This is a genomic window from Shewanella sp. BC20 (assembly GCF_003129585.1).
GTDB lineage: Bacteria > Pseudomonadota > Gammaproteobacteria > Enterobacterales > Shewanellaceae > Shewanella > Shewanella seohaensis.
The window spans coordinates 56,990-75,873 of sequence record NZ_NHRI01000020.1; the positions used below are offsets into that span (position 1 = coordinate 56,990).

18 protein-coding genes are annotated in these 18,884 nt (G+C 48.0%); 8 read left to right on the forward strand and 10 right to left on the reverse strand.

All coding sequences use genetic code 11. The features are described 5' to 3' along the window. Positions 1 to 30: 30 nt before the first annotated feature. Positions 31 to 1,965 carry a PrkA family serine protein kinase gene (locus CBX96_RS17995; protein ID WP_011625916.1) on the reverse strand — a complete coding sequence of 645 codons (1,935 nt, stop codon included), beginning with the start codon at positions 1,963 to 1,965 and terminating at the stop codon, positions 31 to 33. Positions 1,966 to 2,216: 251 nt separating this feature from the next. Next, positions 2,217 to 2,801, reverse strand: a complete 585-nt coding sequence (gene sodB, locus CBX96_RS18000) for a superoxide dismutase [Fe] (RefSeq protein ID WP_011622352.1) — start codon at positions 2,799 to 2,801, stop codon at positions 2,217 to 2,219. 226 nt (positions 2,802 to 3,027) lie between these two features. Here sodB and CBX96_RS18005 point away from each other — a divergent pair, with 226 nt between their 5' ends. Further along, positions 3,028 to 3,360, forward strand: a complete 333-nt coding sequence (locus CBX96_RS18005) for a Grx4 family monothiol glutaredoxin (protein WP_011622353.1) — start codon at positions 3,028 to 3,030, stop codon at positions 3,358 to 3,360. A gap of 129 nt (positions 3,361 to 3,489) precedes the next feature. Here CBX96_RS18005 and CBX96_RS18010 read toward each other — a convergent pair whose 3' ends face one another. Beyond that, positions 3,490 to 4,728 carry a uracil-xanthine permease family protein gene (locus tag CBX96_RS18010; RefSeq protein ID WP_109287604.1) on the reverse strand — a complete coding sequence of 413 codons (1,239 nt, stop codon included), beginning with the start codon at positions 4,726 to 4,728 and terminating at the stop codon, positions 3,490 to 3,492. 215 nt (positions 4,729 to 4,943) lie between these two features. On the opposite strand from CBX96_RS18010, the gene CBX96_RS18015 reads away from it, so the two are divergent. Together CBX96_RS18015 and hda are read left to right on the forward strand one after the other, a co-directional pair. Continuing rightward, a complete protein-coding gene (locus CBX96_RS18015) occupies positions 4,944 to 6,026 on the forward strand; it encodes a DUF2066 domain-containing protein (protein WP_109287605.1) in 1,083 nt (360 codons plus the stop codon). 78 nt (positions 6,027 to 6,104) lie between these two features. Continuing rightward, complete coding sequence (gene hda, locus CBX96_RS18020; RefSeq protein WP_011622356.1) at positions 6,105 to 6,815, forward strand: DnaA inactivator Hda; 711 nt, start codon at positions 6,105 to 6,107, stop codon at positions 6,813 to 6,815. Positions 6,816 to 6,993: 178 nt separating this feature from the next. Here hda and CBX96_RS18025 read toward each other — a convergent pair whose 3' ends face one another. From CBX96_RS18025 to CBX96_RS18040, 4 genes are all read right to left on the reverse strand, one after another. Next, the gene (locus CBX96_RS18025; protein WP_181382232.1) at positions 6,994 to 8,943 is read right to left on the reverse strand and encodes a hypothetical protein; all 1,950 of its coding nucleotides are present in this window, start codon (positions 8,941 to 8,943) and stop codon (positions 6,994 to 6,996) included. A gap of 430 nt (positions 8,944 to 9,373) precedes the next feature. Continuing rightward, on the reverse strand, positions 9,374 to 9,754 hold the full coding sequence (locus CBX96_RS18030) for a DUF2069 domain-containing protein (RefSeq protein ID WP_011626505.1): 381 nt from the start codon (positions 9,752 to 9,754) through the stop codon (positions 9,374 to 9,376). Positions 9,755 to 9,801: 47 nt separating this feature from the next. Then, a complete protein-coding gene (arsC, locus tag CBX96_RS18035; RefSeq protein WP_088211409.1) occupies positions 9,802 to 10,152 on the reverse strand; it encodes an arsenate reductase (glutaredoxin) in 351 nt (116 codons plus the stop codon). Between the two features lie 111 nt (positions 10,153 to 10,263). After that, complete coding sequence (locus CBX96_RS18040) at positions 10,264 to 11,733, reverse strand: M48 family metalloprotease (RefSeq protein ID WP_109287607.1); 1,470 nt, start codon at positions 11,731 to 11,733, stop codon at positions 10,264 to 10,266. Between the two features lie 112 nt (positions 11,734 to 11,845). On the opposite strand from CBX96_RS18040, the gene CBX96_RS18045 reads away from it, so the two are divergent. Continuing rightward, the gene (locus CBX96_RS18045) at positions 11,846 to 12,079 is read left to right on the forward strand and encodes a sulfurtransferase TusA family protein (protein WP_109287608.1); all 234 of its coding nucleotides are present in this window, start codon (positions 11,846 to 11,848) and stop codon (positions 12,077 to 12,079) included. Between the two features lie 208 nt (positions 12,080 to 12,287). Next, entirely contained in the window at positions 12,288 to 13,388 is a 1,101-nt protein-coding gene (locus CBX96_RS18050) for an AI-2E family transporter (RefSeq protein WP_089068027.1), read from the forward strand. 129 nt (positions 13,389 to 13,517) lie between these two features. Here CBX96_RS18050 and CBX96_RS18055 read toward each other — a convergent pair whose 3' ends face one another. Then, positions 13,518 to 14,435, reverse strand: coding sequence for a LysR family transcriptional regulator ArgP (locus CBX96_RS18055; RefSeq protein ID WP_109287609.1), 918 nt, complete (start codon positions 14,433 to 14,435; stop codon positions 13,518 to 13,520). 112 nt (positions 14,436 to 14,547) lie between these two features. Here CBX96_RS18055 and CBX96_RS18060 point away from each other — a divergent pair, with 112 nt between their 5' ends. After that, on the forward strand, positions 14,548 to 15,162 hold the full coding sequence (locus tag CBX96_RS18060; RefSeq protein WP_109287610.1) for a LysE/ArgO family amino acid transporter: 615 nt from the start codon (positions 14,548 to 14,550) through the stop codon (positions 15,160 to 15,162). Positions 15,163 to 15,342: 180 nt separating this feature from the next. Here the strand turns inward: CBX96_RS18060 and bcp are convergent, their stop codons facing one another. Next, complete coding sequence (gene bcp / locus CBX96_RS18065) at positions 15,343 to 15,810, reverse strand: thioredoxin-dependent thiol peroxidase (protein WP_109287611.1); 468 nt, start codon at positions 15,808 to 15,810, stop codon at positions 15,343 to 15,345. Positions 15,811 to 15,813: 3 nt separating this feature from the next. Continuing rightward, a complete protein-coding gene (locus CBX96_RS18070; RefSeq protein WP_011716686.1) occupies positions 15,814 to 16,365 on the reverse strand; it encodes a glycine cleavage system protein R in 552 nt (183 codons plus the stop codon). A 172-nt stretch (positions 16,366 to 16,537) separates the two neighbouring features. Between CBX96_RS18070 and dapA the strand changes: the two genes are divergently transcribed. Continuing rightward, entirely contained in the window at positions 16,538 to 17,422 is an 885-nt protein-coding gene (gene dapA, locus CBX96_RS18075; protein ID WP_109287612.1) for a 4-hydroxy-tetrahydrodipicolinate synthase, read from the forward strand. Between the two features lie 3 nt (positions 17,423 to 17,425). Beyond that, the gene (bamC, locus tag CBX96_RS18080; protein ID WP_109287613.1) at positions 17,426 to 18,523 is read left to right on the forward strand and encodes an outer membrane protein assembly factor BamC; all 1,098 of its coding nucleotides are present in this window, start codon (positions 17,426 to 17,428) and stop codon (positions 18,521 to 18,523) included. Positions 18,524 to 18,884 lie beyond the last annotated feature (361 nt).

An 18,884-nucleotide genomic window follows, 5' to 3' on the forward strand; every position in this document is an offset into this window, starting at 1 on the left:
CACCAAAGCCTCGTTTTTAGTGAGCGCAAGTTAAGAGGATTTACGAACCCGTAAATACCACTCAGACAGGAGTCTGACTTGTTTTTTGGTATAGCCTTTCTCCATCATTCGATTGACAAAATCATCGTGTTTACGTTGATCGTCAGTCGAGGTTTTGGCGTTAAAGGAAATCACCGGGAGTAGATCCTCTGTATTCGAGAACATTTTCTTCTCAATCACAGTGCGTAGTTTTTCGTAGCTGGTCCAGAGTGGGTTGTTGCCCTCATGGCTTGCGCGGGCGCGCAGGACAAAGTTAACGATCTCATTACGGAAATCTTTAGGGTTGCTGATCCCCGCAGGTTTTTCGATTTTCTCCAGTTCGGCATTGAGTGCAGAACGGTCAAACAATTGACCGGTTTCGGGGTCACGATATTCCTGATCTTGGATCCAGAAATCGGCGTAGGTGACATAACGGTCGAAGATATTTTGGCCGTATTCAGAGTAGGACTCTAAGTACGCGGTTTGGATTTCCTTACCGATAAATTCGACGTATTTGGGGATTAAATAGCCTTTTAAGAACTCCAGATAACGTTCGGCGGTATCGCCGGGGAATTGTTCCTGCTCGATTTGGCGCTCGAGTACGTAGAACAAATGTACAGGGTTAGCGGCAATCTCTGAGTGGTCAAAGTTAAACACCCGCGACAAGATCTTGAACGCGAAACGGGTAGAAAGACCGTTCATGCCTTCATCAACGCCGGCGTAGTCGCGGTACTCTTGGTAGGATTTGGCCTTAGGATCGGTATCTTTAAGGCTTTCACCATCATAGACCCGCATCTTAGAGTAGATGGAGGAGTTTTCTGGCACTTTGAGCCTCGAGAGCACACTAAATTGCGCTAAGGTTTCTAAAGTACCGGGAGCACAGGGCGCTTTTGATAACTCAGAGTTGATCAGCAGTTTTTGATAGATTTGCAGTTCTTCTGAAACTCGTAAACAGTAAGGGACTTTGACGATGTAAACACGGTCGAGGAAGGCTTCGTTGTTCTTGTTGTTTTTGAAGGTCGACCATTCTGACTCATTAGAGTGCGCCAAAATGATACCGCTATAGGGCAGGGCGGATAAGCCTTCGGTGCCGTTATAGTTACCTTCTTGGGTAGCTGTGAGCAATGGGTGGAGCACCTTAATCGGCGCCTTAAACATTTCCACAAACTCCATCATCCCTTGGTTCGCACGGCAGAGTGCGCCCGAATAGGCATAGGCATCGGCGTCGTCTTGCGAGAAATGTTCAAGCTGACGAATATCGACCTTACCCACCAAGGAGGAAATATCCTGGTTGTTTTCATCCCCAGGCTCGGTTTTGGCAATCGCCAATTGATCGAGGATAGAGGGGTAGACCTTGACCACTCGGAATTTTGAAATATCGCCGCCAAACTCGTGCAGGCGTTTCACCGCCCAAGGCGACATAATGGTTTTTAAGTAACGGGTGGGAATATTAAACTCATCCCGCAGCAGCTGGCCGTCTTCTTCGACATCGAAGAGACAGAAGGGATGATCATTCACCGGGCTTCTCACGCCATTAGCACTTAGAATGTAAATTGGCACTTTTTGCATCAAGGCTTTGAGTTTTTCCGCCAATGATGACTTACCACCACCCACAGGGCCGAGTAAGTACAAAATTTGCTTCGATTCCTCTAAGCCTTGGGCCGAGTGTTTTAGGTAGGCAACGATTTGTTCAATCGCATCTTCCATACCGTAAAAGTCTTTAAAGGCGGGATAGCGTGAGATGAGACGATTCGAAAAGATACGGCTTAGGGTTGGATTTTTCGCGGTATCAATAATTTCGGCTTCGCCGATGGCAAGCAGTAATCGCTCGGACGCTGACATATAAGCACTGCGATCTTCTTTGCAGATATCGAGGTATTCTTGCAAAGTGTATTCTTCATCGAGTTTTTGTTCGTAGCGCTTTTGGTAATGCTCGAAAATGCCCATATAAACCCCCTGAAACGCCAGTGATGTCATGGATGGATAACTGATTTTTCAGCTTCCTACACTAATCTTAGACACAAACTTGCCAGCTGTGTCAAAAAAATATCAAATAAAAACAATAACAAATGATTGCAATTGCAATTATTGCACTTGTAGCGATTGGGCGGTGTTAGACAAAAAGGGCGAGGTGAGGGATTTGTGAGGCCATAAAAAAAGAGCCACTTGGGCTCTTTTTCGAAATGATTTAGCAGCGATTAACCAGCGAAGTTTTGGTTAACGAAGTCCCAGTTAACTAATTGCCAGAAGTGGGCTAAATAGTCAGGACGTACGTTGCGGTAATCGATGTAGTAAGCGTGTTCCCACACGTCCACAGTCAGGATTGGCGTCACAGTGCTGTCAGTCAGAGGCGTAGCAGCATTGCTAGTGTTAACGATAGCTACAGTGCCATCGGCCTTTTTCACTAACCAAGTCCAAGCGCTACCAAAGTTGTTTACGGCAGAATCGGTAAATTGTGCTTTGAATGCGTCGAATGAACCGAAAGCAGCATTGATTGCATCAGCTACAGGACCTGTTGGCTCACCGCCAGCGTTAGGCGCTAAGCAGTTCCAGTAGAAAGTGTGGTTCCAAACTTGAGCTGCGTTGTTAAATACGCCACCAGTAGAAGTCTTGATGATTTCTTCTAAAGATTTACCTGCGAAATCGGTTCCTTCGATCAAACCGTTTAGCTTAACAACGTAGGTGTTGTGATGCTTGCCGTAGTGGTATTCAATGGTTTCTTGAGAAATGTGTGGTTCTAGTGCGTTCTTTGCATATGGTAATGCGGGTAATTCGAAAGCCATTAGTATCTCTCCATGGTCTTAGGTTATCGTTTTTTAAACGTGCTCACTGCGCTCTATTGTACCGATAATATTTGTGATGTGAATCATTGTTTGGCTAATTGATTAGATAGGCGTCATCGAAAAACTAATTGTAGGGCATAACCTTACAAACTGTGGGATTTTGTTCTGTGCCTAGCTGTCGTACAATAGCGGCATTGAGTCAATGTCATCGTACTTAGGAATTAAAATGGAAACAGTAGAGAAAATTAAACAGCAAATCGCTGAAAACCCAATCATCGTTTACATGAAGGGTTCTCCTAAATTACCAAGCTGTGGTTTTTCATCTCAGGTAGCACAAATCATGATCAACTGCGGCGAGCAGTTTGCATTTGTGGATATTCTCCAGCACCCAGATATTCGTGCTGAATTACCTAAGTATGCAAACTGGCCAACTTTCCCACAATTGTGGATTGAAGGCGAGCTAATTGGTGGTTGTGATATCGTGGTTGATATGTACCAAAAAGGCGAATTACAGCCGTTAATCAAAGCGACTGCGGATAAATACAAAACTGCAGAGTAATCACGCTTAAACGTGATGAAAGAATAATAAAAAAGCCGCTAAGTGAATAACTTAGCGGCTTTTTTGTTGCCGAATCCTAACACAAGGATTCGGCGATGAGTGATGCGCTATAGCGCTTATTCACTGCGTTTAGTGTGTTGCAGCGTCACGCTCATGGTGTTTGCTTGCAGGTAACAGCAGATTCATGGTGATGGCCACAATACCACAGAGGCTGATGCCCGTGAGGCTGAAGGAGCCAATGCCAAAGGCCATACCACCAATACCGAAAACCAGTGTCACGCCGACAATACTTAAGTTACGGGGCTCGGATAAATCCACGTGATTACGGATGAGGGTATTTAAGCCCACTGCGGCGATAGAACCGAATAGCAAACACATAATGCCACCCATCACTGGGACTGGAATCGTTTGCATCAGGGCGCCTAACTTACCCACAAAAGCCAAGGTAATGGCGGTGATCGCCGTCCAAGTCATGATCCTAGGGTCGAAGTTACGGGTTAAGGTCACCGCGCCAGTCACTTCCGAATAGGTGGTATTTGGGGGGCCACCGAAGGCCGCTGCGGCAATTGTCGCAACGCCGTCACCGGTCAAGGTGCGATGCAGGCCGGGTTTTTTCATAAAGTCTTTACCCGTGACATTGGAAATCGCGAGGATATCACCAATATGTTCAACCGCGGGCGCAATCGCGACTGGGATCATAAAGGCGATGGCATGCCAGTTAAATTCGGGCGCGACAAATTTCGGAATAGCAATCCAGCTTGCCGCTGCAACCACCGCAAAATCCACGATCCCGAAGGCAAGGCTTAGACCATAACCCACCACAATCCCCGCCAGAATAGGCATAACCTTAAGTAAGCCCTTGGCAAAAATAGCCACAGCTATGGTGGTACAGAGTGAGGCGAGGGAAATAATCAAAGCGGTATTGGTGGGAACGAGTGTTAAGCTGCCGTCTCCACTTTTACCCAGCGCCATATTCACCGCCACAGGCGCTAAACCTAGACCAATGATAATAATCACTGGGCCAACCACCACAGGTGGAAGCAGTCGATGGATAAAGTCGGTGCCGCGCACTTTCACTAACGCGCCGAGGAGGATATACACAAAACCCGCGGCAATGATGCCGCCCATGGTCGATGGGATCCCCCAGGTTTGCACCCCGTAGAGAATCGGGGCAATAAACGCAAAGGAGGAGGCGAGGAAAATTGGCACTTGGCGTTTCGTGATTAACTGAAACAGTAGGGTACCAATACCCGCAGTAAACAGGGCGACACTGGTATCAAGCCCTGTGAGTAGCGGCATTAGCACTAGGGCGCCAAATGCAACAAACAGCATTTGCGCGCCCTGAAGTGGTATAGCGAGTCGTTTCATTTATTGTTCTCGTAAATTTAGGGTAAACCGCGAGATGATAACAGTTTGTTGCTATATGTTCCTTATAAAATGCCCCGATTGTGGGTAAGGATCACTGTTTTATTACTAAAGCGAGTGACAACACTTAATCCGTGGTCGAAATCTCCCCAAGACTCGCTAAAGCCGCTAACTATGGTACAATTTGCACTATCTGACGTTACTTCAACTACTCAAAGATGCTGAAATTCCTATTAAAGCCAAGCTTACTCGCGTTTTTATACTGCCTGTTTACCGTTAATAGCCTGCAAGCTGTTGAAGTGAGTAAATTAGATGAAGCTGACGTACCTGTTTCTTCCCGTGCGGTGCCTGAACGTAATAGCGCACTAAAAACGGCATTGGAAAAAGTGATCATTAAGAATACCGGTACTGCTCGTTCTTTGGATAACGGCGTTATTCAATCGCAACTGGCCAATCCCGATGCACTGCTGAGCCAATATGGTTATGTGGAGCAAAATGGCCAACTGCTGTTAAAAGCCAACTTTGAGCATCGCCGCATTATTACCCTTTTACGTCAGGCCCAATTACCCGTGTGGGGCATTCAGCGTCCACTGACACTCTTTTGGGTTGCCATGCCAAGTGAAGGTGACACGATTTTACTGAGTGATTCATCGACCTTAGCCGAGCGTCAGGCATTCAATACCTTCTCCGATGAGCGCGGTATTCCTGTCTTGCTGCCTATTCTCGACCTCGATGAGTTAATGGGCATCAATCCGAATGATGTTAAAGGCATGTTTGCCGATATAGTGTCTAGCGTTTCTGGACGTTACCAAGCCGACTTCTTAGCCCTGGTCGCAATTGAACCTGCTGGAAACCAAGTGCGTTACCGCTTGAATTTGTACACCAAGGCCACGATCGACTCGTTAACACCGCCACTCTTTAGTTTTAATGGCACGGCAGAAAATAGCGCGCAGGCGATCACCGCCATGATGGCCGCCCTCGGGGATTATTATTTTACTAAGTACGCCATTGCCGATTCTGGCGAGCAGGTCGGTGCCAGCGTGACCTTTGTGAACATTGATAAAATGGCGCAGCTAGTTGAAGTGGAAAAATACTTAAAGCAACTCAGCGCAGTGAAGAATGCGACGTTGTCGCGCATCCAAGGTAATACCGCAACCTTTTCCTTGGATTTGTTTGGTTCTCAGACCGACTTTGAGCGTTTACTGAGTCTAGAGCCGCGAATTTCGGTGGTGGCGCCAGGGGAGTTTTCTGCCGGTGTCAGCCCTGCGGGTAAAACTGTCTATCAATGGCGGTTACCTTAAACTTCCCTCGTTGTGACTGGGCATGCTCTGCTCAGTCATGTGGGGGAGTCGATAATTTATTGATATTGAGACGTACGAGTGCCATTAAACTCACCGCTACAACTGTCGTTACCGGTTTACTTACCGGATGATGAAACCTTTAACAGTTATTATCCGGCAGCGGGTAATGACGAACTTATCCAAAAGCTGCGCGCCAATGCCGAAGGCCAAGGTGAAGCCGCTATTTATGTGTGGGGACCAGTGAAATCGGGGCGGACTCACTTAATGCACGCCGCCTGTGCCCATGCCAATGAACTCGACCGCCGCAGTTTTTACCTTCCCCTTGGCATTCATGCGAGTATCTCAACCGCGCTGTTAGAGGGGCTGGAGCAGCTCGATTTGATCTGCATCGACGATGTGGATGACATTGCGGGTCACCCGATTTGGGAAGAAGCCATATTTGATTTGTACAACCGTGTCGCCGAGAACAAGCGCTGTGCGCTGGTGGTCAGCGGCCGCTCGGCGCCCGCGGATGCTGGCTTCTTGTTACCTGACTTAGTCTCTAGGATGCAGTGGGGACTCAATTATCAGCTGCAACCTATGGCCGATGATGAAAAGCTAGCCGCACTGCAACGCCGCGCGGCGATGCGCGGATTACAGTTGCCCGAAGACGTTGGCCGTTTCTTACTTAACCGCATGGCAAGGGATCTACGTACCTTATTTGATGTGTTAGATAAACTGGATAAGGCCTCCCTCGTACATCAGCGCAAGCTCACGATTCCTTTCGCCAAAGAAATGCTGCATCTGTAATCGTTCTGACTGTTAATCTAAAGCCTGTTTAATAAACATTCAGTGTTAACAAAAAGCCCGTCGTATCATGACGGGCTTTTTTATCTCTATTTATCTCACATCTATCGTTATCTTAGATCTGCTAAGAGGCTTGAGCTTAGCGTATCTGCTTGTTTAGCAATCCAAATCACTGTTCAAATCATTGCTGTGGGTGGCGGTGACGATCGCCACTGAAGCGTAGCTCTGGCTCGGTAAGCGTTTCGCCACTTGCCGCAACTCCTTGTAGTCCTTTCACTGTGGTATTGGGCGAAATCCCCAAGGTTTGGCGCCAGCTTTGGCCTTGCGTCATCGCTATTGGCTCGGGCAGGCTCGTGAGCAAGCCGATACCATCAAGTTCTGGTAGCATGCCATCGATCACTAAGGCTGCGCGGTTCGCTAGGCTATCATCGCCAATTCGGCCCCTTTGTCCCCAGTCAACGATTACAGTGTCAGCCGTAAGTACGGCGGGCAGGTTAGTGACGGCCACATCGCGCTGGATTTGATAGCGATAGCTCATCATGGCTTCTTCGAATAACATCGCCGCGTCTTCACGGGTACTGGAATAATTGTAAAAGTCATTGGCGATATCACCGGAGAAAAACGTACTCACATCCGAAGGTTGATAGGCTTTTTGGGTTGCAGTGGCTTTGGCGCCTAAGAAGCTCACCGCCGCAAGGCCTGTCATCTCGGTGCTGGTGAGGGGATAGCTGCGACTTACTTGATCGGATATCAAACTCTTATTGGCATTTCTACGGCTATAGTCGTCCAACAATCTGGGACCTGTGAGCGTGGCGTGTATGCTTCTTGGGAAGAAGTCATTGGCGTGGGCGAGCTCATGGTACAAGAGTGAGGCGAGATCGGGATTAATCTGGCTGAGCGTGCGCGTGGCGCGCGTAGTGATTGGGAATCCCTGTGAAGCATATTGGTTATTTTTAACGTAACGCCACGGCATGATGAAATTGAGTTCACTGCCAAAGTCGCTGCGATAATCTGGCGCCTCGTTAATGGTGTCGCGCTGGGTTGGCGTGAGCCACAAATCATTCGGGTCGAGATAAATCGCCCCTGTGACCACCCAATAAAACGAGGGACGCACATCATAGCTGATCACCACGGCGGTGACCGATTGTAGTAGGCGGGCAAAATCGCTGCTCGGGTCCATTTGACGTAAAAATGCTTCGAAATTGTCTCCCATCCAATCGTGGGACACTAAGACGCGATCGAGAATCGTGTCGACATCGAGCGTATTTGAGACTTGGCCGATTAGCGGCAATTGATTGATAGTACAAGCTTCTTTTAACTGATTCGAGTACACACAGCTCGTTAAGGCGCTGGCATAGGGAGAAGCAGGATGATAAGCGTGGGTGCGTGCCACAGGTGTATCGAAGTAGGTTGAGCTTATTGTGGGCGCCGCCGTGGTGAGCACATAGGCTTCGTCTGTCACTGTATTACCGTTAATCGTGGCCGATGCCCTAAGGCGAGTTAGGGTATCTTGAGCAACAGTGGCCGCAGTAAACAGGGGTCTAAAGGGATCGCTGATATCGAGACTGACACTGGGGCCCTCGGCGATACACCAATTGATGCTTGATGCACTAAGGCCGGCTTGTTGAGCGATGCGTAGGCTGACATCGTTACCCTCAACGGCTTGATGATCTTGACGAATGTTTAGCATTGCCCCCGCGCTGCTGTCGGCATTGAACGCTATTTCAGCCGTTTCATCAATATTGCTGCCGTTGATATGTAGGCTAAAACGGTAGCTGCCTGCTGCGGGGATATCGAAGGCTAATACTGGGCTATTTTGACTCACAAGTTCAATGCTGGGGCCTTCTAACTGTTGCCAGCGGAAGGTGAGATCCTGTGAATCGCGACTCCCTAGGCTGGCAATAATGGCACTGGATTGTCCCGCCACATATTGGGGCTCAGTTTTAAAGCGGATGGCGCCTGAATCTGTGGTGATGAGCGGAGTCACTGTGGCGCATCGTGGCACGTTAGTGGTTGGTGGGGTGACTGTACCACCATCATTTTTATCCCCACCACCGCCTCCTCCACAGGCACTGAGAGCGACGGTCGCCGCGATAATACTCAATCGACGCATTGGAACCCATATTCCCATCATGACTCACTCCAATTAACGCTATGTTATTGTTTTTGTAGTATGACTGGCTTGGTTGGCCGTCATTGCTTGGCATATCAACCGACTATAGCACGCTCTTTTGGTTACAAAAAGTGATGAAAGGTAAGTTAAATGTTGTCGGATTGCGAGGGGGAGTCGTACCGAAAAGGGATTAATACAACAGCGGATTTGGCTGTGAGTGAAGGTTATAAAAGCGGGGTTCGAATTTATAGAATTATGATGTTGCGAATCACAACATATTGAATCATGACATCTCTAATCACGACTTCTCGAAACAAACAGCGCGGAGCGGTATTAAAACCGAACCGCGCTTGTTAATCTGAACTTGCTCATCTGAACTTGCTTATCGGCGCTGGCTAATCGCGACTTGTTGGTTGCTGGCAGCGATGAGATTGATTGGAGCTCACAATCAGTCTTGCTTGTCGGACTTTTTCTTAAGACCTAGGCCGAGTTCACGCCCACGGATACGTGCATAAAATGGGAACGCGACTAACAGGGTGCCAATCAGCAGGACTTCGATAATGGCAAAGGCCAATGCATCGGTCGTGACATACAACAAGGTAAGGGCGTGCAGCATATATAAGCATAAAATAAAGCTGGCCCAAGCATAGGTGTATGGATTGCCTTTCAAAATACCTCTTAAGGGCAGCAACAAAGGTACTAGCCAGAGTAGGCTGAATAATAAGGTGTATTCCCCATTGAGGCCCTGACCAATAAACCAACCGCCCAGCAGGAGAACGAGGGCAAGGTAGCCTAAACGGCTCAGTGTCAGCAAAGTGCTTGAGGTCATGATGTTCCTATCTTAATCGCATCGAATGATGGTGAAATGGCCGAAGATTAGAGAATGTTCAGTACATTTTCCGGTGGACGACCAATGGCTGCCTGTTGATTGGCCAGTACGATTGGGCGTTCAATCAATTTTGGCGTCTTGACCATGGCGTCGATAAGTTGCTCTTCGGTTAAGGCCGGATTGGCGAGTCCCAGTGCTTGATACTCGTCTTCCTTAGTGCGCATCAACTCACGGGCGCTGAGTTTGAGTGTGGCTAAAATTCCACGGATGTCGGCGGCGCTTGGTGGATTCTTAAGGTATTCCACGACTGTGATATCGCAGCCTTGCTGCTCGAGTAGGGCTAAGGTTTCGCGGCTCTTTGAACAACGTGGGTTATGGTAAATCGTTGCTTGGGTCATAGTACTTATGCTCAATCGGCTAAAACAATGGCGCGGATGATAGCAGAAAAAACAGCGCCCCGTCAGGATGTTCGGGGCGCGATTATAAGCGATACAGATAAAATGGCTATTTTACTTCAGGGCATCCATCTCTTTATCCGCTTGTTTAAATTGGCGGATACGTGCTTCGATTCGTGCCAGTTGTAATGGATTGCCTTCCGAGGCGCGGTAGGCAAAGTTCAGCTGATCGATAGCGCCCTTGTAGTTAGCGCCTAGCGCCATTATCTCGGCATTGGAGAAATACTCCATGCCCTGATTGCCCAATTTTTTATAGGCAAGATTGAGCAGTTGATAGGGCAGTTGATTTTGCTTATCGAGGAAAATCATGTCTTCCAGCAGAGGGATAGCTTTCGCTGGCTCACCGGCCTCAATATAGATATTGGCTAAGTTCGCGTTAATCACCTGCGATGTGGGTTTCATCTTACGCTGGGCTTCGAGTAGCTTAGTCGCCTTAGCATAATCCTTGCGCTCGTTGAGCAAATCCGTCTTGGTATCGATATAAAACAAGTTGTTATCATCGATTTTTAATAGCTCGTCGACAATCTTTTCGGATTCATCAAATTTCTTCAATCTAAACAGCGCTAAGGCTTTGCCGTAGAGGGCCGCTTCTTTAAAGCCGTAGGTTTGCTTATTGAGCTGTTTTTCAAACATGCTCAATACGGCATCGTCGCTGTAACTGGAAAAACGCACCTGAATACGGGCTTTAGCGAGCTGGAAGTTTAAATTATCCGGTACATAGCGGTGTGGATACTGATGGGCACGATCGCGCGCTTCGGAGATCCGTGACTCGGGTAATGGGTGAGTCAGCAACATTTGTGGCGGCGTGGTGGTAAAACGGTAGCGACTGGCGAGTTTACCAAAGAAATCGGCGGCGGCATTGGGGTCAAAGCCCGCATCGACCAGAATCTGCATGCCAATCCGGTCGGCTTCTTTTTCATGCAGACGGGTATAGTTGATCTTCGATTGGGTCGCCATGGCTTGAGTGGTTGCCAGCGCAGCCATCCCCGCCTGCGGCACGGCGATGGTTAGTAAAATGGCTCCAAGAAGGCCCGCAACGGTCGCTGGGCCACTTTTTTGCTGCGCTTCGAGGGAGCGCGCCAAGTGACGTTGGGTCACGTGGGTAATTTCGTGGCCGAGCACTGAGGCCAGTTCACTTTCGTTATCGGCGTTAAGGAATAACCCTGTGTGTACTGCAACGTGGCCGCCGAAGAAGGCAAAGGCGTTAATCTCATCGTTTTGCAGTAAGAAGAAATAAAAGGGCGTTTTAACGCCCGTGGCGTGGGCGACTAATTTATTGCCCAGTTCAGTTAAATATTGGCTCAATACCGGATCGTTAAGCATGGGCGCCGATGAGCGAATAACGCGCATATAGGCATCGCCATAGACCATTTCTTTTTCTAGGCTGAAGGTATTGACGGCGGCGGTGCCCAAGTCGGGCAAGTCGTTGTTGGCAAAACTCTTTGCGGCTCCACCGAGTAACATTAATGAAAGCACACTCGCCGCAAGGGGTTTACATCGGGTCAAAAACGTCAAATTACGCAAGTGGATCCTTTAATTCTTTTAATTGTCTCAACTAAGGCTAGGGTAGCACTTAGCTTGTAGTTTGAGTTGCAACTTAGGATAATAGCCCAAGTTCGTTCATAGCAAGTTCATTATGATTTTTATTGATTTAACATCATTTCGCTGCCCCGTTCCCTTGGTTAAGGTCAAACTTGCGTTGAAGTCTGTGTCTGCTGGCGATAGCTTACATATCCTACTCTCAGACCCAGGTTCCCGCCGAGATGTTCCCGCGTTTTTTAAAAAACAGGGGCATACCGTCGTGACATTGCAAGATGACGCCAGCCAATTAGGGCTATTAATCACAAAAGTTGATTTATCGCAGGGCTAAGCACGCCCAAAGCATGATTCAATGCCGCAGTAAAAATGGCCAGTTGGCTTAGCTGGCTGCAACTTCGCCTAGGCGTGTCGGTCATAGGTAGCAGTTAACTGATTTTCAAGCATATACACAGTAAAACGGATGCGATAAGGTTAACCACCAAAGCATAAGCATCTTTCCTGCGTTTTCGGAAAGCCAATCACCTCATTGGAACGAATTCATGTTTAGTTTTTTCTCTCGTTGGTATCAAGAGCGCTTTAGCGATCCTCAGGCGGTGACGCTGCTGGCCATTCTCGTGGGTCTTGCCCTAGTGTTGTATTTTGCGGGCGGCTTATTAGCGCCGTTGTTGGTGGCATTGGTGCTGGCTTTTTTGCTCGAATGGCCTGTGGCACAAATGCTGAAATTGGGGATTAACCGCACGACGGGGGCCTCTTTAGTACTAGTGCTGTTTTTAGGAATTGTGGTGCTGCTGACCTTTGGCCTTATCCCGAGTGTGTGGCGCCAAGGCGTGAGTCTGATGACAGATTTGCCGAGTATGATCGACAAAGGATTACAAACCTTGCAGGGATTAGCGACCCAGTATCCGCAGTTTGTCAGTTCAGAACAGCTTAATTTAATGGTCGCCGAGCTTAAAAAATTGCTCGACACCCAGCACCTGCTCGATATTGCTAAGCAACTGATTGGTTATTCGGCCTCCTTATTGGTGCTGATGGTGTACGCCATTTTAGTGCCCTTATTAGTGTTCTTCTTTCTTAAAGATAAAGACCAGCTGATCAGTGGTAGTAAACGTTTTTTCCCTACTAATCGACAGCTAGCCCGCAAGGTATGGTTTGAGATGCACCAGCAGATCTTCAACTATATCCGCGGCAAGGTGATTGAGATTGTGATTGTCGGAGTAGCAAGCTACATCTTCTTTGCCTTTATGGGGCTGAGATACTCGGCCTTACTCGGGGTGTTGACCGGTTTGTCTGTGCTTATTCCCTATGTGGGCGCAACTTTAGTGACCTTGCCCATCACCTTGGTGGCCTTCTTCCAGTGGGGTTTTAGCTCCGAGTTTGGTTATCTGATGTTAGGTTACGGCATTATTCAGGCGTTAGATGGCAACGTGCTGGTGCCCATTCTTTTTTCCGATGCGGTGGATTTACACCCCGTCATCATCATTGCCGCCGTGTTAGTGTTTGGTGGTTTATGGGGCGTGTGGGGCGTGTTCTTTGCCATCCCATTGGCGTCCTTGGTAAAAGCGGTGATCAATGCTTGGCCGAAAACCGAGATTGAACCTGTAGCGATAACGCAGGTGAAGGCGGATTCGGCAGAAGCCTAAGCCGTTGGCAGTAGATAACACTGATAGGTAAAAGCTAATAGATAAAAACTGGGCCCGAGTGCTCAGTTTTTTTATCCGCTAACTATTTGTACTAACCATTGTTTGTTGTACTAACGATTGCGGCACTCATCATTGCTGTAATAGATGCTGCGCGGTGGCGGCGAGGGCGCGATAGACCAAGGTCGTTTGCTTGGCTTTTATATTCCAATGCTGCCAATAGAGGGGAACCCGAATGCGTTTTTCTGGGGTGAGTTCAATCAATATGCCTTTGTCTATCAAAGGTTTTGCCTGTAAGTGTCCGACTAAACCATAACCCAGACTTAAGTTAATCGCCTCTAAAAAACTCTCCGATGAGGGAATACTGTGTTGCCACCATTGGCCTGGCAACATTTGAAAATACTGGGCGAGGTACTTTTCATGCATTTTATCTTTGGTTGAAAACACCACGGCAGGGGCTTTCGCGAGCTGCGCTTGGGTTATTTGAGCGCCGACATCATCGCTATTTTTTGCCCATTCGAAATAACGCGCCGCAAACGCTGGGGTCGCGACGCACATATATTCCATGGTCCCTAAAAACTCGCTGCTACAACCGGCCATGGGATTGGCCGTTGTAGTCACACAACCGACGGCCTCACCGTTTTTCAATAGGTGATGGGTGTAGGACTCATCATCGACAATCAATTCCAGCAGCCAAGCATGTCGGCTGAACATATCGGCCAAGGCGGGTAAAAACCATGTCGCTAAACTGTCGGCATTGACGGCAATCCGCACCGTCGTGGGATGGTTTGGGTCATCGGCATCTAACTCGGCTCTCAATTCACTCTCGAGTAATTGCACCTGAGAATAGTGGCGCAATAAACGTTTACCCGTGGGAGTCGCCACCACGGGCGTTGAGCGGATAAGTAAGGATTGGCCGACTCGTTCTTCTAATTGCCTAACGCGCTGTGACACCGCCGATTGGGTGATATGCAACACTTTGGCGGCGCGCTCGAAGCCGCCTTCGGAGACGACGACCGCAAGCGCTTTAAGATTGGCGTATTCCAACATGATTGCCGTCCTTAAGGTTATTAATTTTACTTATGATACATAAAAAACATTAGTTATATTAATTTTGTTGTTTTGTCTATGCTAGCGCCTTCTTCAGACATGAGAGGTAGTTATGCAAACGGCGTTTATACAAGGTATGGGCATTGGTGGTAGTTTGATCATTGCCGTAGGGGCGCAAAATGCCTTTGTGCTAAAGCAGGGGATTAAGCGAGCTTATCCTTTGCCGATTGCGCTGCTTTGTTCAATCATCGATGCCTTAATGATCACTGCGGGGGTTGCTGGGCTTGGGCATATTATTGAAGCCTTCCCGACCATCAAACATGTGGCCAGTTTTGGTGGTGCCGCTTTTTTGCTTTGGTACGGAGCCAATGCGCTTAAGGCCTCGTTTGCCGCTAAAGGGATGGAGATGGATAATGCGCAAAATGCCGACACTTTGCGTAAAGCCATGCTGACCACGCTTGGGATCAGCCTGCTTAATCCACACCTTTATTTAGATACAGTCGTGCTGCTGGGGAGCATTAGTACTCAGTTCGAAGATGCCCATCGTCCTTGGTTTGGTGCGGGTGCGGTACTGGCTTCGTTTATTTGGTTCTTCAGCCTAAGTTTTGGTGCGCGTTTATTGGCGCCGATATTTAGCCGCCCAGCGGCGTGGCGATACTTAGATCGTTTTATTTGGTTGACCATGTGGAGCATTGCCGCGGCAATTATTTGGCCTTATCTGGCATAAGTTTGGGCACCTAAGCAGCATCAGCTTGAATTTATTTCACAAATCAGGTTGATTTTTAGACGCAAGCTGAAAATTTTTCATGAAAAAAGGCCCTGATAAAGGGCCTTTTTGCGTTCAACTGCTAATTTTTTGTGCGCTGTGTTGAGCCGCGAGACATGAATGCGGCACTAAAGTGCGCAATTAACCAGCAATTTGCGCCAGTACAACTTGGTGATGATCGCTGGTTTTAAACTTATCGAACACATGGGCAATGGTGCCGTCGGTGTTGATGAGGAAGCTCAATCTATGGATACCGTCGTAGATTTTGCCCATAAATTTCTTCTCGCCCCACACGCCAAAGGCATCGGCGACGCTGTGGTTTTCATCACTAAGCAGGGTAAAGTTAAGCGACTGTTTTTCTGCAAACTTAGCTAATTTAGCCACGGGATCAGGACTAATACCAAGCACGGTCACTTTGTGGCTGTCGAGTTCGGCTTTGCTGTCACGTAAACCACAGGCTTGCACTGTGCAGCCAGGGGTTGACGCCTTAGGGTAAAAGTAGACTAAAACCGGGCCGCGCGTTAAGCATTCTTGTAGGGAAACAGCATTACCCTGTTGATCTTGAAGGGTAAATAGCGGCGCTTTCGCGCCAGCGGTTAATGTGTTCATCAATTATCCTCTATCGCTTCTTGAGGTGGTGCCTTCCATGCGTCTAATGGTGCAATCCAGTGCCATTTCTTCAGAGAGTTGATAGATACTCTTTTCGAGCTTTTCTAGTTCAACTTTTTCAGGAATATTGATGGTCAACGAAATCGTCTGGGTTTGCTCACCGTTGTCGAGTTCTTCAGAGAAAGAGCGTACTGCGGCTAAGTCTAAGGAACGGTCGGCGAGGAACTGGGTGATAAGCTTCATAGTGCCGCGCTGATCCTTACCGGTAAAGCGCACTTCAAGGCGTGAAAGGTAGTTTTGCGGCGTATGTTTAGAGGTGCGCTTCATCACTGTCATCAGTTCTAATTCAACACTGAGACTCGGGAGCAGGCTTTCAATTTTCGTTATGGATGCCCACGAACCTGACAACATCATGATTAAGGTAAATTCGTTACCAAATAATGCCATACGGCTGTCGACGATATCGCAGTCACAGTCGCTGGCAAGTCGAGCTAGTTTACTTACGAGTCCAGGACGGTCTACGCCCATTGCGGTTACGACCAGGAAATTGGTCATGAATTGTCCTCACTTTTTCGATATCATAGAGCGAAAACTCGAGACTGAGTGCCGAGTTTTTGTGCGGGATGTAATGCTACCATAACTAATTCAATTTGAGAGCCCCGTTAGTGCTTGTCATTAATGGTTGGCATCAGTACCATAGCGAATCCTGAAATTTTGGGGAAGTCAGATGATAAACGGAAGCATCGTAGCCTTAATCACGCCAATGAACAGTGATGGCTCAGTAGATTTTGCAAGTCTTGAAAGGTTAGTCGAATTCCATATTGACCAAGGCACAGACGCCATCGTCGCCGTGGGCACTACCGGCGAGTCAGCGACTCTGCCAATGAATGAGCACGTTACTGTGGTCGCGCAAACGGTTAAGTTTGCCGCAGGCCGTATTCCTGTGATTGGTGGCAATGGCGCGAATGCGACATCTGAAGCTATCGAACTCACCAAGTCTTTATCTAAAGTAGGGGTTGCCGCCATGTTAGGCGTGACACCTTACTACAACAAACCCACGCCAAAGGGCTTAGTCGCACACTACACTGCTGTGGCGGCGAGCACGGATATTCCGCAAATTCTCTATAACGTACCAGGACGCACTGCCGTCGACATGAAGCCCGAAACCGTGGCCGAATTGGTCGCTGTGAGCAATATTATTGGCGTTAAAGAAGCCACGGGCGATGTATCACGCGTTAAGCGTTTACGTGAGCTTTGCGGTAATGACTTTATGTTGTACAGCGGCGATGACGCAACGGCGAGAGAGTTTTTACTCCTTGGCGGTAATGGCGTGATTTCGGTTGCCAACAACATAGTGCCAAAAGCATTTAAAGCCATGTGTGATGCAGCACTTGCGGGCAATGCCGTATTAGCGGCGAGCATCGATGAGCCGCTGCGTGGTCTGTATAGCACACTGTTCTGTGAAGCGAACCCAATCCCTGTGAAGTGGGCAGCTCACCGTATGGGACTGATTGAGTGTGGCCATATTCGTTTACCTTTGACTGAACTTTCTGAGCAATGTCATGGTCTGTTGTTAGATGCAATGACTCGCGCCCAGATAGAGGTTAAATAATTAATGTTAAAGAAAGTCACCCCACTGTTCCTAGTTGCTGCCGTTGCAGCTTGTAGCTCGCCATTAGAGCGTCGCCAAGCAAACGGCGGTGAAGACTATGTGCAGGCCGAGCAAGCGCCAATGCTGAAGATCCCCGAGGGATTAAAAGCACCGCCATATAATAAAGAATTTGAAGTGCCTAACTTAGGGCCAAAGGCGAATTCCGCGCTGGTTGGTAAAAACCTCGATATCCGTCCTCCACTACAAGTACTGCCAATGGCAGAAGGTACGCACGTGGAAGAGGGCAGCGATAACATTAAGATCGTGGTTGAATCGATTGATAACAGCGTCGATCTTAAGCAAGAGATCTTCACTAACTTAGATGGTTTCTTTGCTAAGCAAGGTATCAGCATTCGCAACCGTGATTTCGATAAAGGCAGTATCGAAACCGATTGGATTGAAAACACGGAAGTGCTTGAATCGAGCCTGTGGGGCTCAGATAAAGAGTACCTGCTGCGTCAGCGCTATCGCTTCGACGTAGAAACTCGTCCGCACGGCCGTACCGCTAACATAGTGATCCACTTGGTTGAACACCAAGAGTTTTACGACGGTAAAGAGCAAGATGTTCTGTTAAGCAGTGAAGATAAACAGCGTTACACTATCGACATGCTCAACAGCTCTATCGCTTATATGAGTGTGAAGCGCGAGCAAGCGATTCAAGCGAACCGTTTGAAGCAGACCTTAGGGATCAATGTGGATTTAGTGACGCCTGAAGAAGGTGCTGCTTACTGGTCCGCGAAAGCGCCATACAAGCAAGTGTGGGATCGTCTGCGCATCGTGCTGCCAGAAATGGGCTTTGAAATTGCCGATATGGACAGCGCTAAGGGACTTTACTTCATTAAGTTTACCGACAACTCTGGTTTCTGGAGTTCGTTGTGGAACGACAAGCAATTGGCCTTGAAGGAAGGCAGTTACCGCATACTGCTTGAAGACGGCGATAGCCCAGAGGAAACCAAAATCCTGCTGCGCGACGGTGAAGACCAACCATTGTCGAATGACGTCGTGACCAATGTGTATCAGTCACTGTCGAACCTGATGAAAGAAGAGCGCAAACTGCGTTAATCCTACCACAGTCTACAAAAGGGCGATTTAATCGCCCTTTTTTGTGCCTGCCATTTGAGCGCCGCTATGCTCACCTTGCGCGTTAACTATACAGAATGATGTTTCAGAATATTTCTGGCGTATATCAATATTTAAAGCATGGTTTTAGATAAAGTGTTTTAAATTTCGACTTTTTTTGAAGTAATTCGCTAAAGCTGCCAATTATCCTACTGTATTCTTAATCCTGCTTATCCTTTCTGACTCAAATTGCCATTTATTACAAATTTTATGCAGTTGGCGTAATTTGTAAGAAAAAGTAAAACGTATTGATGCAATGATGCGAGTGGGTAAACTAGCCGTCACTAATGCGAGTCATCATCAT

What these genes read in the sequence shown, in the direction of transcription:
- CBX96_RS18060 (WP_109287610.1), top strand. Translation starts at nt 14,548, where the DNA reads ATGCAAACGGCGTTTATACAAGGTATGGGCATTGGTGGTAGTTTGATC.
- dapA (WP_109287612.1), top strand. Translation starts at nt 16,538, where the DNA reads ATGATAAACGGAAGCATCGTAGCCTTAATCACGCCAATGAACAGTGAT.
- CBX96_RS18010 (WP_109287604.1), bottom strand. Translation starts at nt 4,728, where the DNA reads ATGAAACGACTCGCTATACCACTTCAGGGCGCGCAAATGCTGTTTGTT.
- CBX96_RS18025 (WP_181382232.1), bottom strand. Translation starts at nt 8,943, where the DNA reads ATGGGAATATGGGTTCCAATGCGTCGATTGAGTATTATCGCGGCGACC.
- bamC (WP_109287613.1), top strand. Translation starts at nt 17,426, where the DNA reads ATGTTAAAGAAAGTCACCCCACTGTTCCTAGTTGCTGCCGTTGCAGCT.
- CBX96_RS18030 (WP_011626505.1), bottom strand. Translation starts at nt 9,754, where the DNA reads ATGACCTCAAGCACTTTGCTGACACTGAGCCGTTTAGGCTACCTTGCC.
- CBX96_RS18045 (WP_109287608.1), top strand. Translation starts at nt 11,846, where the DNA reads ATGATTTTTATTGATTTAACATCATTTCGCTGCCCCGTTCCCTTGGTT.
- CBX96_RS18055 (WP_109287609.1), bottom strand. Translation starts at nt 14,435, where the DNA reads ATGTTGGAATACGCCAATCTTAAAGCGCTTGCGGTCGTCGTCTCCGAA.
- CBX96_RS17995 (WP_011625916.1), bottom strand. Translation starts at nt 1,965, where the DNA reads ATGGGCATTTTCGAGCATTACCAAAAGCGCTACGAACAAAAACTCGAT.
- arsC (WP_088211409.1), bottom strand. Translation starts at nt 10,152, where the DNA reads ATGACCCAAGCAACGATTTACCATAACCCACGTTGTTCAAAGAGCCGC.
- CBX96_RS18005 (WP_011622353.1), top strand. Translation starts at nt 3,028, where the DNA reads ATGGAAACAGTAGAGAAAATTAAACAGCAAATCGCTGAAAACCCAATC.
- sodB (WP_011622352.1), bottom strand. Translation starts at nt 2,801, where the DNA reads ATGGCTTTCGAATTACCCGCATTACCATATGCAAAGAACGCACTAGAA.
- CBX96_RS18015 (WP_109287605.1), top strand. Translation starts at nt 4,944, where the DNA reads ATGCTGAAATTCCTATTAAAGCCAAGCTTACTCGCGTTTTTATACTGC.
- CBX96_RS18050 (WP_089068027.1), top strand. Translation starts at nt 12,288, where the DNA reads ATGTTTAGTTTTTTCTCTCGTTGGTATCAAGAGCGCTTTAGCGATCCT.
- bcp (WP_109287611.1), bottom strand. Translation starts at nt 15,810, where the DNA reads ATGAACACATTAACCGCTGGCGCGAAAGCGCCGCTATTTACCCTTCAA.
- CBX96_RS18070 (WP_011716686.1), bottom strand. Translation starts at nt 16,365, where the DNA reads ATGACCAATTTCCTGGTCGTAACCGCAATGGGCGTAGACCGTCCTGGA.